This window comes from Paraburkholderia aromaticivorans (assembly GCF_002278075.1).
Taxonomy (GTDB): Bacteria; Pseudomonadota; Gammaproteobacteria; order Burkholderiales; family Burkholderiaceae; genus Paraburkholderia; species Paraburkholderia aromaticivorans.
In genome coordinates this window covers 921,794-934,674 of sequence record NZ_CP022990.1, presented here as the reverse complement: position 1 = coordinate 934,674, position 12,881 = coordinate 921,794, and the positions used below count along the sequence as shown (strand labels likewise).

14 protein-coding genes are annotated in these 12,881 nt (G+C 62.9%); 11 read left to right on the top strand and 3 right to left on the bottom strand.

The genetic code is table 11. From position 1 onward, the window contains the following. Positions 1-130 precede the first annotated feature (130 nt). The 3 genes from CJU94_RS23915 to CJU94_RS23905 all read left to right on the top strand — a co-directional run bounded on the left by CJU94_RS23915 (position 131) and on the right by CJU94_RS23905 (position 2,656). A complete protein-coding gene (locus tag CJU94_RS23915; protein ID WP_095421150.1) occupies positions 131-1,378 on the top strand; it encodes an MFS transporter in 1,248 nt (415 codons plus the stop codon). A gap of 67 nt (positions 1,379-1,445) precedes the next feature. Further along, positions 1,446-1,820, top strand: coding sequence for a lysozyme inhibitor LprI family protein (locus tag CJU94_RS23910; protein ID WP_244221062.1), 375 nt, complete (start codon positions 1,446-1,448; stop codon positions 1,818-1,820). Between the two features lie 125 nt (positions 1,821-1,945). Next, positions 1,946-2,656: a lysophospholipid acyltransferase family protein gene (locus tag CJU94_RS23905; RefSeq protein WP_095421149.1), complete on the top strand. Its 711-nt coding sequence runs from the start codon at positions 1,946-1,948 to the stop codon at positions 2,654-2,656. Between the two features lie 96 nt (positions 2,657-2,752). On the opposite strand, the gene CJU94_RS23900 is transcribed toward CJU94_RS23905, so the two are convergent. After that, the gene (locus CJU94_RS23900) at positions 2,753-3,037 is read right to left on the bottom strand and encodes a hypothetical protein (protein ID WP_095421148.1); all 285 of its coding nucleotides are present in this window, start codon (positions 3,035-3,037) and stop codon (positions 2,753-2,755) included. 388 nt (positions 3,038-3,425) lie between these two features. Between CJU94_RS23900 and CJU94_RS23890 the strand changes: the two genes are divergently transcribed. Both CJU94_RS23890 and lhpH read left to right on the top strand, forming a co-directional pair. Further along, a complete protein-coding gene (locus tag CJU94_RS23890; RefSeq protein ID WP_095421146.1) occupies positions 3,426-4,547 on the top strand; it encodes a branched-chain amino acid ABC transporter substrate-binding protein in 1,122 nt (373 codons plus the stop codon). A 32-nt stretch (positions 4,548-4,579) separates the two neighbouring features. Continuing rightward, positions 4,580-5,587, top strand: a complete 1,008-nt coding sequence (gene lhpH, locus CJU94_RS23885; protein ID WP_095421145.1) for a trans-3-hydroxy-L-proline dehydratase — start codon at positions 4,580-4,582, stop codon at positions 5,585-5,587. Between the two features lie 26 nt (positions 5,588-5,613). Here lhpH and CJU94_RS23880 read toward each other — a convergent pair whose 3' ends face one another. Next, positions 5,614-5,823 (bottom strand): hypothetical protein, encoded by a 210-nt coding sequence (locus CJU94_RS23880; protein ID WP_095421144.1) that lies wholly within the window; start codon positions 5,821-5,823, stop codon positions 5,614-5,616. Positions 5,824-6,234: 411 nt separating this feature from the next. Here CJU94_RS23880 and CJU94_RS23875 point away from each other — a divergent pair, with 411 nt between their 5' ends. The 4 genes from CJU94_RS23875 to lra1 all read left to right on the top strand — a co-directional run bounded on the left by CJU94_RS23875 (position 6,235) and on the right by lra1 (position 10,475). Beyond that, positions 6,235-6,987: an SDR family NAD(P)-dependent oxidoreductase gene (locus tag CJU94_RS23875; RefSeq protein ID WP_095421143.1), complete on the top strand. Its 753-nt coding sequence runs from the start codon at positions 6,235-6,237 to the stop codon at positions 6,985-6,987. Between the two features lie 96 nt (positions 6,988-7,083). Beyond that, a complete protein-coding gene (locus tag CJU94_RS23870; RefSeq protein ID WP_095421142.1) occupies positions 7,084-8,412 on the top strand; it encodes an MFS transporter in 1,329 nt (442 codons plus the stop codon). A 34-nt stretch (positions 8,413-8,446) separates the two neighbouring features. Then, entirely contained in the window at positions 8,447-9,625 is a 1,179-nt protein-coding gene (gene rhmD, locus CJU94_RS23865) for an L-rhamnonate dehydratase (protein ID WP_095421141.1), read from the top strand. 67 nt (positions 9,626-9,692) lie between these two features. Then, positions 9,693-10,475, top strand: coding sequence for an L-rhamnose 1-dehydrogenase Lra1 (lra1, locus tag CJU94_RS23860; protein WP_095421140.1), 783 nt, complete (start codon positions 9,693-9,695; stop codon positions 10,473-10,475). Between the two features lie 15 nt (positions 10,476-10,490). On the opposite strand, the gene CJU94_RS23855 is transcribed toward lra1, so the two are convergent. Next, a complete protein-coding gene (locus tag CJU94_RS23855) occupies positions 10,491-11,489 on the bottom strand; it encodes a LysR family transcriptional regulator (protein WP_095421139.1) in 999 nt (332 codons plus the stop codon). Positions 11,490-11,620: 131 nt separating this feature from the next. Here CJU94_RS23855 and rhaM point away from each other — a divergent pair, with 131 nt between their 5' ends. Beyond that, complete coding sequence (gene rhaM / locus CJU94_RS23850; protein WP_095421138.1) at positions 11,621-11,944, top strand: L-rhamnose mutarotase; 324 nt, start codon at positions 11,621-11,623, stop codon at positions 11,942-11,944. A gap of 39 nt (positions 11,945-11,983) precedes the next feature. Further along, complete coding sequence (locus CJU94_RS23845; RefSeq protein ID WP_095421137.1) at positions 11,984-12,877, top strand: amidohydrolase family protein; 894 nt, start codon at positions 11,984-11,986, stop codon at positions 12,875-12,877. Positions 12,878-12,881: the final 4 nt, after the last annotated feature.

The following is a 12,881-nucleotide window of genomic DNA, read 5'->3' as shown; positions in this document are numbered from 1 at the left end:
ATTCGCTTCTTCGCCGGGAAGGCAGGCCAATATGGCCTGCTTTTTTAATCCGGCGAGCGCTTTGCGAATGGATTAGCGCGGTGCGGCCGCTCCAATCCCATCCGTTGTTTAGAGACTCGCAAACAATCCTATGTTGATCGAAGATAATCTCCCGGCCAGCAGTGCCCTGCTGGACGACGGGGCGCCGTCGTCCCTGCGCTCCTGGCTCGCCGTGCTCGCCGTCGCCGTCGGCGCTTTCGCTTTTGTGACGACGGAGTTTCTGCCGGTCGGACTCTTGCCGCGGGTTGCCGCGGATCTCGGCGTGCTGCCCGGTACGGCCGGCTTGATGGTGACGGTGCCCGGCGTCATTGCGGCCATCTCCGCGCCGGGGTTGATGCTGGTGGCGGGGCGCATGGACCGTCGGCGGGTATTTCTTTTACTTACGGCTTTGCTGCTGGCTTCGAATGCGATTTCGGCTCTCGCGCCGAATTTTCTCGTCATGCTGCTCGGTCGCGCGCTGCTCGGCGCCGCGTTGGGCGGTTTCTGGACGCTGGCCACGGCCGCGTCGGTGCGGCTCGTGAAGCCGAGGGATTCGGCGCGGGCCATGGCGACGATCCTCACCGGCGTGACGTGCGCCACGGTGATCGGCGTGCCGCTCGGCACGTTCATCGCAAGTTTCGCGTCGTGGCGCGTGTCGTTCATGGCAACCGGCGTGCTGGTCGCGATCGCGCTCGTCGCGCAGTTCTTCTTCGTGCCGTCTTTGCCGTCGAGCGCCGCGTTGCGCCTGCGCGATCTGGTGGTGCTGCTGCGCCGGCCGCATCCTCGCCGAAGCATGCTGATGGTGGCGCTCGTGTTCGGCGCACATTTTTCGTCGTACACGTACGTCACGCCGTTCCTGCTGCGCAATGCGAATCTGGACATGTCGACGATCACGTGGCTGCTGCTCGGCTTCGGCGTCATCGGGTTCTTCTCGAACTTCGCCGTTTCGTCGACGGTGACGCGCAATCTGAAAGTGTCGTTAGCGGTGATGGTTTCGCTGCTGATGTCCGCGCTGTTGGCGCTGCCGCTGCTGCAGCATTCGACGCTCGGCGTCACGGCGCTGGTGCTCGCGTGGGGCATCTCCTTCGGCGCGTTGCCGCTGTGCTTCAGCATCTGGATTCAGCGGGCGACGCCGGACTCGCCCGAAGCGGGTTCGGCATTGTTCGTGAGCATCATTCAGGTTGCGATTGCGCTGGGGTCGCTGGTGGGCGGCGTGGTGGTCGACCACGTGGGTATTTCGGCCGATTTTCTGCTCGGCAGCGCTCTCGCGTTGCTGGGGCTCGCCGCGCTCGCGAGCTTCGGCCGCGGCGAGCAGCAGGTGGCGGCTGAGGCGTTGGCTTGCCCGGCGTGCACGGAGTGATGGCCTGCGCGGCGGCTCGGGTTCGGTTGCAGGCGCACGCCGAACCATTCGATCGAAACGAGAGAAGATGATGCATGGACAACGCAATTACCGCGTCAGTCGTTACGTGCAATGGGTGTCGTTTGCATTGTTCGCGTTAGGCTCGGGCTCGGCGGCTGCGGCCAGCTTCGCTTGCGGCCGCGCGCGGCTGCCTGACGAAAAGGCGGTGTGTGCGTCGCGGCAACTGAGCGAACTGGATGTCGAAATGGCCGTGCGCTATCAGATGCTCACAGGCCTGGTTGCAATGGGCACGCGGGGCGACATGCAGGACGAACAGCAGGCCTGGCTGACGACCAGACGAGCATGTGGCGGCAATGAGCCGTGTCTGCTCAGTGCCTACCGGCGGCGCATCGGCACGCTCAAGGACGAATACGCGCACCTCGCGAACCGTGGACCGTTTTGAGCGTGCCGGGCGCTAAGCCGGACCGATCCGCCGCCTGAGGTTCGGCCGAACGTATCGTTCACGTCGCAGTCTCAAAGGGTTACGGTGATATTCTTGCGCCGCCCTCCAATCCGAGTCAGGTCCCGATGCGTTCAACTATCACCAAATGGCTGTTTATCGTCTACCTGCTCGGTAGCGGGACGCTGTATTCCATCGTCATTCTGCTGCTGTTTCCTTTCGTCGGACGGGCTGGACGATACTGGCTGGCGAAACAGTGGTGCCGCGCGCTGGTTTTCGTCATGCGTTGGCTGCCTGGCGTGTCGTGTTCGGTAGACGGGCTCGAACATCTTCCCGAAGGGCCGGCGATCATTCTGTCCCGTCATGAATCGACGTGGGAAACGCTTGCATTTCTGGCGCTGATTCCGCGCCGCATCAGTTTCGTGTTCAAGGAAGATCTTCTGCGCATCCCGTTTTTTGGCTGGGTGCTGCGCGGTCTCGATATGGTCAGTTTGAACCGTGGCTCGGCTCGACAGGCTCACCAGGCTGTCACCAAGGAAAGCGCGGAGAGGCTGGCAAAGGGCGACGTCGTCGTCATTTTTCCGGAAGGCACACGGGTGGCTCACGATGCCCCGCTCAGGATGACTTCGGGAGGCGTTCGGCTGGCGTGCGCGACCGGCGTGCCCGCTGTCCCCGTGGTATTGAACGCGGGCAAGGTCTGGCCGACGAAAGGCTGGCCGGATGGCCGCGGCCATATTCGCGTGGTGATCGGCCCAGCGTTCTCTCCTCGCGAGATGACGCAGCAAGAGTTGAGTCATGCGGTTCACGACTGGATGAAAAACGAATTGCTGCGGCTCTGACGATTTTCCGCCCTGCGCGTGACGAGCCGATTGTCTGGCCACCCGGCACCGGGCGCATACCCCCGCGACGCCCGGCACCTGCGTTCCCGTGAGCCTTTACTGCCCGGTCCTGGGCGATTGAGTGCCGTTGTCCGGCGGCATGTTCGGCATAGTCGGGGCGCCCATTTCGGCATGCCTTGTCATGTCGCCGGGAACGCGGTTCCAGGGGCTGGAGACAGGTTCGCTGTGATAGGTCATTCCTGCCGTGGCCGCGCCGTGAGCGCCGCCGCTGCCGTTTCCGCCATTGCCGTTGCCTCCTGCCTGCGCAAACGTAGCGGCGCACGCGCAGAGCGACGCGACAGTGACACGCGCTAACAGAACTTCGAGCGTCAACTTTTTCATGATGTTTCTCCAGCGATTTAAGCGCGCGCTTGGGCACGCGCCGAAGCTTCATCGACCGCTAAGGCCTGACTGATTGCGCAGCGGCGAAGCGCAAGCAGCTGCTCGGGCCTGAATGACGCGGAGGTTCGCCGCGTTCAGCCGCAAGCCAGTGAGTCAACCGCGGGTCGGCGCTGAACAGGACCGCATAGGACCGCATAGGACCGCATAGGACCGAACAGCGCCGCAGCCGGAAATGCGCCGGCTTGGCTGATATACGCGCGATAGTCGTGGCTGGATTCGAAAATCACCCGCGACGCGATGCGGGGGCGGCCGTCGGTGTCGACGTCAGATTGAATTGGAACCGGATTCGGCATAAGGTGATTGCTCCCCAGTCCAATCGGAGTTCGGTATGCGACGCCTTGCAATGACTGCGGCCGCCTTGATGGCCGCTGGTTTCACCCTGTCCGCGGCCGCTCAGGTCGTCGTCACCATCGGTCATTCGGCTCCGCTCACGGGCCCGCAGGCGCCGAATGGCAAGGACAACGAGAACGGGGCGCGGCTGGCTATCGACGAGTTGAACAAGGCAGGGGTGAGCGTCGCCGGCCAGAAGGTCACGTTCAAGCTGGATTCGCAAGACGACCAGGCCGACCCGAAAATCGGCGTGCAGGTTGCGCAGAAGCTGGTGGATAGCGGGGTGGTCGCTGTTGTCGGGCCCTATAACTCGGGCGTGGCGATTCCTGCTTCGCGCGTCTACAACGCTGGAAACGTGCCGATGCTGCCCGTCGCATCCAACCCGGCGCTGACCAAACAGGGCTTCAAGAACATCTTCCGGATCGGCGCGAGCGATGAACAACTGGGCGGCACGATGGGACAATTCGCCGCGAAGACCTTGAAGGCCAAAACGGCCGCGGTGATCGACGACCGCACGGCGTACGGTCAAGGCGTGGCGGAGCAGTTCACGAAAGTCGCCAAGGCGAACGGCATTCAGATCGTGGATCAGGAATTCACCAGCTCGTCGGCCACCGACTTTCTCGGCATTCTGACGAACATCAAATCCAGGAATCCTGATGTGATTTTCTTTGGCGGCTACGCCGCGCAAGGCGCGCCAATGGCCAAACAGATGCGCCAGCGCGGGCTCAGGGCGAAACTGCTCGGCGGCGACGGCATCTGTTCGGCCGACATGGGCAAGGTTGCCGGCGACGCGGCATCGATCGTCTATTGCGCGCAGGGCGGCATTGCGTTGGAGAAGACGGCGGCCGGTCGCGAATTCCTGCAGAAGTACAAGGCCGCGTACAACGTCGATACCCAGGTCTATGCCGTGAGCTATTACGACGGCGTGAAGTTGCTCGCCGACGCCATGGTGAAGGCGGGGACGACGACGGACAAGGCGAAGCTGACCGCACAGCTCGCGAAAGAGAACTATAAGGGCGTCGCGGGCACCTATTCGTTCGACGAGTACGGCGACCTGAAGGGCGCTCCGACCACCGTGTACACCATCAAGAACGGCCTGCCGGTCCCCTACGGCCAATAACGCAAGCGACCCGGCAACTTCACGAAGCAAACATGAAAATTTCACGCACGATCCAGACTGTCGAAGTCCACACCGGCGGAGAGGCATTCCGCATTGTCACCAGCGGTTTGCCGCGTCTGCCTGGCGACACCATCGTCAAGCGGCGCGCGTGGCTGAAGGAAAACGCCGACGATATCCGCCGGGCCCTGATGTTCGAGCCGCGCGGGCATGCCGACATGTACGGCGGATATCTGACGGAGCCGGTCAGCCCCGGCGCCGATTTCGGCATTATCTTTCTTCATAACGAAGGGTACAGCGACCATTGCGGCCACGGTGTCATTGCGCTGTCCACGGCCGCGGTCGAACTGGGCTGGGTTCAGCGCCGGATACCCGAAACGCGCGTCGGCATCGATGCGCCGTGCGGGTTCATCGAAGCCTTCGTGAAGTGGGATGGCGAGCATGCGGGCAACGTTCGCTTCGTCAACGTGCCATCGTTTATCTGGAAGCAGGACGTGACCGTGCAGACGCCGTCGTTCGGTTCGGTGACCGGCGATATCGCGTTCGGCGGCGCGTTCTATTTTTATACTGACGGAGCGCCGCACGGTCTGGAAGTGCGGGAGTCGTCGGTGGAAGAGCTCATTCGCTTCGGCGCCGAAGTCAAGGAGGCGGCCAACCGGGCGTTTCCCGTCGAGCATCCGCATATCCCCGAGATCAATCACATCTACGGCACCATCATTGCGAATGCACCGCGGCACGCGGGGTCCACGCAAGCCAACTGTTGCGTATTCGCAGACCGCGAGGTGGACCGTTCACCGACCGGTTCCGGGACCGGAGGCCGGGTCGCGCAGCTTTATCTGCGTGGCAAGTTGGGCAAGGACGACACCCTCGTGAACGAGTCCATTATCGGTACGGTGTTCAAAGGGCGCGTACTCAGCGAAACGACCGTGGGCGATTTCAAGGCCGTCATTCCGGAAGTCGAAGGAAACGCTTTTGTCTGCGGCTTCGCGACCTGGATCGTCGATGAGCGGGATCCGCTAACCTATGGCTTCCTGGTTCGATAGAGCAGACAAGTGGGTGCGCCAGCCGTTCAATGGGCTGTTTCGATGACGCTCCAGATCCGTTCGTTGATATCGCCCGTGAATTGTCTGGCGATAACGGCCCGACATGTGTCGCAGCGGTAGTGCTCGAGGACGAGCGTGCCGTTGCACTCGGCCACACCGATCAGCGTGAGGTTTTCCTGCCGTTGAACATCGACGGGCCGGCCGTCGATATCGGAGCATCCATTGCAGACTTCCATGGCGCCTCCTGACGTTCGCATCCATCGTTCAAAAGAAGCCCGCGCGAAGCGGGCGAAGACTGATGCACCCGCTGAGGAGATAAGGCGGGCCGATCTAGTATCCGGCCCGAGCGCGCGGTTGTGCAAGTGCAAAAAAATAACGTGAAAAGGGTCGGCTGGGCAAGGTGGGCTGGCAAGCCGCTGCAGCAATGGTTCCTTGCATCCGAAGGGGGTGTTCCGACGAAACTACCCATGCGCGCGCCGGGTTTGATGACACGCCGCGGCCGCGCGATCCACTTTTGTTATCGCCCTCTCCAATACTCGAATTGTTAGCGCATCGCAGCGCTCGTATATTGGCTGGACCAGCAGCACAGACAGCCGCATACAACAACACTCGGGCACGCCGCTCAGGCCTGCCACAGGAGCACAGCGATGAATCGAATCGATCTGGAGGGGCGCGTAGTCGCCGTTACCGGCGGCGCGCGTGGCATCGGCTACGCGGTGGCGCAGCGGGCGTTGAATTCGGGCGCGTCGGTCGCGCTCTGGGACGTGGACGCCGAACGCCTCGAGCGCAGCCGGCGTGAGCTGGGCGAACTGGGCAAGGTTACCGCCGTCACCGTCGACCTGACCCAGGAAGCCGCCGTCGCACAGACCGTGGCGCAAACCGTCGCCGATCACGGCGCGATCGACGTGTTGATCAATTGCGCCGGCATCACCGGCGGCAACGGCACCACGTGGGAACTGGAACCCGACGTCTGGCGCCGCGTGATCGACGTGAACCTGATCGGCCCTTATCTCACATGCCGCGCGGTCGTGCCGCAAATGCTCAAGCAGGGCTATGGCCGGATCGTGAATATCGCCTCGGTGGCGGGCAAGGAAGGCAATCCGAACGCTTCGCACTACAGCGCCTCCAAAGCGGGGCTCATCGGCCTCACCAAGTCGCTCGGCAAAGAACTCGCGACGAAGAACATTCTCGTCAACGCCGTCACGCCCGCCGCGGCCAAAACCGAAATCTTCGATTCGATGTCGCAGCAACACATCGACTACATGCTTTCGAAGATTCCGATGAACCGCTTCCTGTTGCCCGAAGAGGCCGCGTCGCTGATCTTGTGGCTCTCGTCCGAGGACTGCGCGTTCAGCACGGCTTCGGTATTCGATCTGTCCGGCGGCCGCGCGACTTATTGAGCCAACGCGCAATCCCCGCCGCGCTGCCTCGATAGCGGCACACACGAAAAGAAAACACCGAGCCGCCGCCCGCGCGTGCCCGGCGAAGGAGACGACATGGACCCGCATGCGCCCGTTTCACTCGAGGCGATCAACAGCAAGGTAATGCGCCGGCTACTGCCGTTTCTGCTGCTGATGTATGTGCTGGCGTTTCTCGATCGCGCCAACATCGGTTTCGCGCAGAAGGCCTTGCAGCATGATACCGGTTTGTCGAATGCGGCGTTTGCGTTCGGTGCGGGCGTCTTTTTCGTCGGCTATGCATTGTTCGAAGTCCCGAGCAATCTGCTGCTGCATCGGGTCGGCGCGCGTGCCTGGATGTGCCGGATCATGGTGACGTGGGGGCTCGTGTCGGCCGCGATGAGTCTCGCGCATACGCCAACCGCGTTCTACACGCTGCGGTTTCTGCTCGGCGTTGCCGAGGCGGGATTCTTTCCGGGCGTGATCTATTACCTCACCCACTGGTTTCCACAATCGGCCCGAGCGCGCGCGGTGGGCGTGTTTTATTTCGGCGCGCCGCTGGCGTTTATTTTCGGCAGCCCGTTGTCGGGTTCGCTGCTCGAATTGCATGGCGCGCTGGGTCTTGCCGGCTGGCAATGGCTTTTCCTGGTGGAAGGCGCGCTGGCTTCGGTGGTGGGCGTGTGGGCGTTCTGGTATCTCGACAATCGTCCCGAAGACGCGCGTTGGCTCGAACCGCAGGAGCGCGCCAGCCTGCGCGGCGCGCTCGAAGACGATGCGCGTGCCGCCTCCGCGCATGGCCCGCATCGCATTCTGGCCGCCCTGGTGGACCGGCGCGTCTTGCTGCTGTCGGCCATCTATCTGCTGATCCAGATGAGCGTGTACGGCGTGATCTTCTATCTGCCGCAACAAGTGGCGGCTTTCCTGGGAACGACGGTTGGTTTGCGCGTGGGTCTGGTCGCCGCGCTGCCGTGGCTGTGCGCGCTGGCCGTGACCTGGTACGTGCCGCGCCGCGCGGATCGCACGGGTGGGCATCGGCGCTGGGCGGTGGCGTTGCTGATCGTCGCCGGCTTCGGCATCGGCGTGTCGGGACTCGTGAGCAGCCCTGCCATCGGATTGCTCGCGCTATGTTGTGCCGCGAGCGGCTTCATTGCCGCGCAGCCGCTTTTCTGGACCTTTCCCACGCGCCACCTCACAGGCGCCGCCGCGGCCGGCGGTATCGCGTTGATCAATTCGCTCGGCGGACTTGGCGGCTTTATCGCGCCCAGCTTGCGTACCGCGGCGGAACACGCGTTTTCGTCGACGTCGGCGGGACTGGTCGTGCTCGGCGTGTCGAGTCTGCTCGCCGCGCTCATGATCGGGACGCTCCTGCGCCGCGACGCCGCCCAGCCGGGCAAGACTTTCGAAACCTTACTGCATCGCGCCCGCTAGGCGCACGCTCGACGCACCATAACGGAGCTCCTTCATGGCCATGCCTACCATCCGGCACGTGCGTGCCTTTATCGTCCGCGGCGGCGGTGCCGATTATCACGACCAACCCGGCGGACACTGGATCGACGATCACATCTCGACGCCGATGGCGCGTTATCCGGAGTATCGCCAGAGCCGCCAGTCGTTCGGCATCAATGTGCTCGGCACGCTCGTGGTGGAAATCGAAGCAAGCGACGGCACCGTCGGTTTCGCGGTGACGACGGGCGGCGAGATCGGCGCGTTCATCGTCGAGAAACATCTCGCGCGCTTTCTCGAAGGCCAGCTCGTCACCGACATCGAGAAAATGTGGGATCAGATGTACTTCTCGACTTTGTACTACGGCCGCAAAGGCGTCGTGCTGAATACGATCTCGGGCGTCGATCTCGCGTTGTGGGATCTGCTCGCGAAAGTGCGCAAGGAGCCGGTGTACCAGTTGTTGGGCGGTCCGGTGCGTGACGAACTCGTGTTCTACGCGACCGGCGCGCGGCCCGACCTCGCGAAAGAGATGGGTTTCATCGGCGGCAAGTTGCCGTTGCAGCATGGACCGGCCGAAGGCGAAGCCGGTCTCAAGCAGAATCTGGAAAAGCTCGCGGACATGCGCAGCCGCGTCGGCGACGACTTCTGGCTGATGTACGACTGCTGGATGAGTCTCGACGTGCCGTATGCGACGCGGCTCGCGCAAGCGGCGCACGAATACGGCCTGAAATGGATCGAAGAATGCCTGCCGCCCGACGACTACTGGGGTTACGCCGAACTGCGCCGCAACGTGCCACGCGGCATGATGGTGTCGACCGGCGAACACGAAGCGACGCGCTGGGGCTTTCGCATGTTGCTGGAGATGCAATGCTGCGATCTGATTCAACCGGATGTCGGCTGGTGCGGCGGCATTACCGAGCTGATCAAGATCTCCGCGCTCGCCGATGCCCACAATGTGATGGTGGTGCCGCACGGTTCGTCGGTGTACAGCTATCACTTCGTGGTGACGCGGCACAACTCGCCGTTCGCCGAGTTTCTGATGATGGCGCCCAAAGCCGACGAGGTCGTGCCGATGTTCACGCCGTTGCTGCTCGACGAGCCGGTACCGGTGAACGGACGCATGAAGGTGCCGGACGCGCCGGGCTTCGGCGTGAGGCTCAATCCGGAATGCGCATTGGTGCGGCCTTACGCTCGATGAGCGCGCGGGGTTGACGCGCGGCTCGTGCGTGAGCCCTCGCAATCTCGCACCATGAAAGGAGAATGACGTGCTGCTCAAGGACAAGGTCGTGATCGTGACTGGTGGTTCGCGGGGTATCGGCCGCGCGATAGCCGTTGCGTGCGCAACCGAAGGCGCGGACGTGGCGATCAACTACTGGGGCGATAACGACGCTTCGTATGGACGCCGCTCCGCCGTGGCGGAAGTGGTCGACGAAATCGAGGCGCTGGGGCGGCGCGTGATTGCGGTCGAGGGCAACGTCGCCGCGCGCGAAACCGGTCAGCAATTGGTGCGGCACACGGTGGAAGCTTTCGGCAAAGTCGACGTGCTGGCGAGCAATGCGGGCATCTGTCCGTTCCATGCGTTTCTCGACCTGCCGCCGGAAGTGCTGGAGTCGACCGTGGCGGTCAATCTGAATGGCGCGTTCTACGTCACGCAAGCCGCCGCGCAACAGATGAAAGCGCAGGGCACGGGCGGTGCGATCGTGGCGACGAGTTCGATCAGCGCGCTGGTGGGCGGCGGCATGCAGACGCATTACACGCCGACCAAAGCAGGCGTGCATTCGCTGATGCAATCCTGCGCGGTCGCGTTGGGACCGTATGGCATTCGCTGCAACTCGGTGATGCCGGGCACCATCGCCACCGATCTGAATGCGCAAGACCTCGCCGACGAAGCCAAGAAAGCCTACTTCGAAAAACGTATTCCGCTTGGCAGACTGGGCCGTCCGGAAGATGTCGCCGATTGCGTGACGTTCCTCGCCTCCGACCGCGCGCGCTATGTGACGGGCGCGGCGCTGCTGGTGGACGGCGGCCTCTTCGTCAACCTGCAATAACGCGCAATGCCGATTTCAGTGCACGGGAGCCGAAGCCGCGATCAGAGCGTCCGATGCCGGCGCGGCGTCGTCGCGCGCGAGCTTGTGGGAGAAACCACGCAACAGATCGATGAAGCGCAGCGCCGGTTCGGCGAGCGGTTCTTCCTTGCGCGTGAGAATGCCGAAGCCCGCGAGGCTCTTGCCGATTTCGAGCGGCAGCGCGACCAGCAGCTTGCCGCGCAAATGATCGCGCACCACCGACTCGGGCAGCATCGCCACCGCGTCGTAGTTCTCGAGCAATTGCAGCGTGGCGAAGATCGACGCGCATTCGGTCAGGTTGACCGGCGTGGCGAGTCCCGCGCGCGCCAGTTCCTCTTCGAACAGCACCCGCGCGGGACTGGTGACAGGCTGCGCGACCCATGGCCAGTCGATCAGTTCACGCAAGCCAAGACGCGCGCGCTGTGCGAGCGGATGCACAGCACGCACCACCAGCAGCAAGGTCTCGCGCGCGAGCGGCTCGAAACTGAAATCGTTGTGTTGCAGCGGACTGGTCAGGCGCCCGAGCGCCAGGTCGACTTCGCGGCGATGCAGCAATTGCACGACCTGGTCACTCGTTTCGCCGAGAATGCGCACGTTCAGCAACGGGCTTTCGGTTTTCAGCGCCGCGACCGCCATGGCGAGCAGATCGGGCGCGGCGCCCATGATCGCGCCGACCGTCAGTTGCCCATGACCGCCGCGGCGCTTGACGTCGAGATCTTCGGCGAAACGGGTCAGCTCGGCCAGCGCGCGCCGCGCATACGCCAGCGTGACGACCCCGAGCGGCGTGGGCGTCATGCCGCGCGCGTTGCGCTCGAACAGCAGGAAGCCGAACGCTTCTTCGATATCGCCGAGCATGCGGCTCGCGCTCGGCTGGGCCACATTGACGGCCTCGGCGGCCTGATGGAGATTGCGCGCGTCGTCGAGCGCGACGAGCAACGCGAGGTGTTTGAACTTGAGCCGATTGACGAGTGCGACAGTTGCTGAGGGTTGGCTCATGGGTCGGGTGCGATTCGGTTTGTGGATCGCCCAATCCCAACAACGGATTGAGATGCTATCGACGCAGGAATTATAGTCGCATCAGGCGCTTCTCCGAGAAGGCGCCCGAATACGACGGGAGACAGGCCGCAATGGAAACAATCGCTTTCCGGATGGTGCTCAACCCCGGCATGCGCGAGGAATACGAACGACGTCACGCGCAAATCTGGCCTGAACTGGTTGACGCATTGCACAACGCCGGGGTGCGCGATTACCGGATCTTCTTCGACCCGGACTCGCACCACCTTTTCGCCATACTGACGCGAAATACCCATCACACCATGGACGCGTTGCCGCAACTCGACGTGATGCGCAAATGGTGGGATTACATGGCTGACATCATGCAGACGGCCCCGGATCACACGCCGCTTCAGCAGCCGCTCGAACCGGTCTTTCATCTGAATTCGTTGAGCTGATCCGACTCGAAACGATCTACACCGGACGGAGGGTGTCGCATGCAGGTGGTCGATTCACATATCCATTTGTGGGATCTGAAAACGCATCGTTATCCGTGGTTGGAGAATCCGGGCGTCTCGTTCGTGGGGGACGCGCGTGAGCTGAAGCACGACTACCTGCTGGATGATCTGCTGGGCGAGGCGGGCGACATCGAAGTGCTGAAACTCGTGCACGTGGAAGCAAATCACGATCCCGCCGATCCTGTCGAAGAAACACGCTGGCTGCAATCCATCGCGGATCGCAACGCGTCGCGTGGCATGCCGAACGCGATCGTCGCCGCCGTTGACCTGTCCGCGCCGAACGCGCCGGCTTTGCTCGAAGCGCATGCGTCGTTCGCCAATACGCGTGGCATCCGGCAGATTCTCAACATGCATGAGAACAGGCTGTTCGATTATGTCGGCCGTCATTTCATGCGCGAGCCGCAATGGCGCGAGCACTTCGCGTTGCTGCGCCGTTACGGCATGTCGTTTGATCTGCAACTGTATCCGTCACAGATGGAAGAAGCGGCAGCGTTGGCGCGCTCGCATGGCGACACGCAGTTCGTGATCAACCACGCGGGCATGTTCGTGGACCGCAGCAGCGTGGCCGGCTATCGCGCATGGCGAGACGGCATGCGCCTGCTCGCGGGTTGCCCCAATGTCGCCGTGAAGATCAGCGGACTCGCTATGTTCGATCATCGGTGGACCGTTGAAAGCCTGCGGCCTTACGTGCTCGAAACCATCGACACGTTCGGCGTGGAACGCGCAATGTTCGCCTCGAACTTTCCGGTCGACCGGCTGTTCGGCTCTTACGCGGATCTGTGGCATGCGTATGCGTCGATTGTCGAGGGCGCGAGCGTCGCTGAAAAAGAGGCGCTGTTTTGCCGGAATGCAGAACGTTGCTACCGCATCTGAAGGG

Bases quoted from the DNA above. Each gene is read 5' to 3' on its own strand.
- CJU94_RS23915 (WP_095421150.1), top strand. From the start codon at position 131: ATGTTGATCGAAGATAATCTCCCGGCCAGCAGTGCCCTGCTGGACGAC.
- CJU94_RS23910 (WP_244221062.1), top strand. From the start codon at position 1,446: ATGATGCATGGACAACGCAATTACCGCGTCAGTCGTTACGTGCAATGG.
- CJU94_RS23905 (WP_095421149.1), top strand. From the start codon at position 1,946: ATGCGTTCAACTATCACCAAATGGCTGTTTATCGTCTACCTGCTCGGT.
- CJU94_RS23900 (WP_095421148.1), bottom strand. From the start codon at position 3,037: ATGAAAAAGTTGACGCTCGAAGTTCTGTTAGCGCGTGTCACTGTCGCG.
- CJU94_RS23890 (WP_095421146.1), top strand. From the start codon at position 3,426: ATGCGACGCCTTGCAATGACTGCGGCCGCCTTGATGGCCGCTGGTTTC.
- lhpH (WP_095421145.1), top strand. From the start codon at position 4,580: ATGAAAATTTCACGCACGATCCAGACTGTCGAAGTCCACACCGGCGGA.
- CJU94_RS23880 (WP_095421144.1), bottom strand. From the start codon at position 5,823: ATGGAAGTCTGCAATGGATGCTCCGATATCGACGGCCGGCCCGTCGAT.
- CJU94_RS23875 (WP_095421143.1), top strand. From the start codon at position 6,235: ATGAATCGAATCGATCTGGAGGGGCGCGTAGTCGCCGTTACCGGCGGC.
- CJU94_RS23870 (WP_095421142.1), top strand. From the start codon at position 7,084: ATGGACCCGCATGCGCCCGTTTCACTCGAGGCGATCAACAGCAAGGTA.
- rhmD (WP_095421141.1), top strand. From the start codon at position 8,447: ATGGCCATGCCTACCATCCGGCACGTGCGTGCCTTTATCGTCCGCGGC.
- CJU94_RS23855 (WP_095421139.1), bottom strand. From the start codon at position 11,489: ATGAGCCAACCCTCAGCAACTGTCGCACTCGTCAATCGGCTCAAGTTC.
- rhaM (WP_095421138.1), top strand. From the start codon at position 11,621: ATGGAAACAATCGCTTTCCGGATGGTGCTCAACCCCGGCATGCGCGAG.
- CJU94_RS23845 (WP_095421137.1), top strand. From the start codon at position 11,984: ATGCAGGTGGTCGATTCACATATCCATTTGTGGGATCTGAAAACGCAT.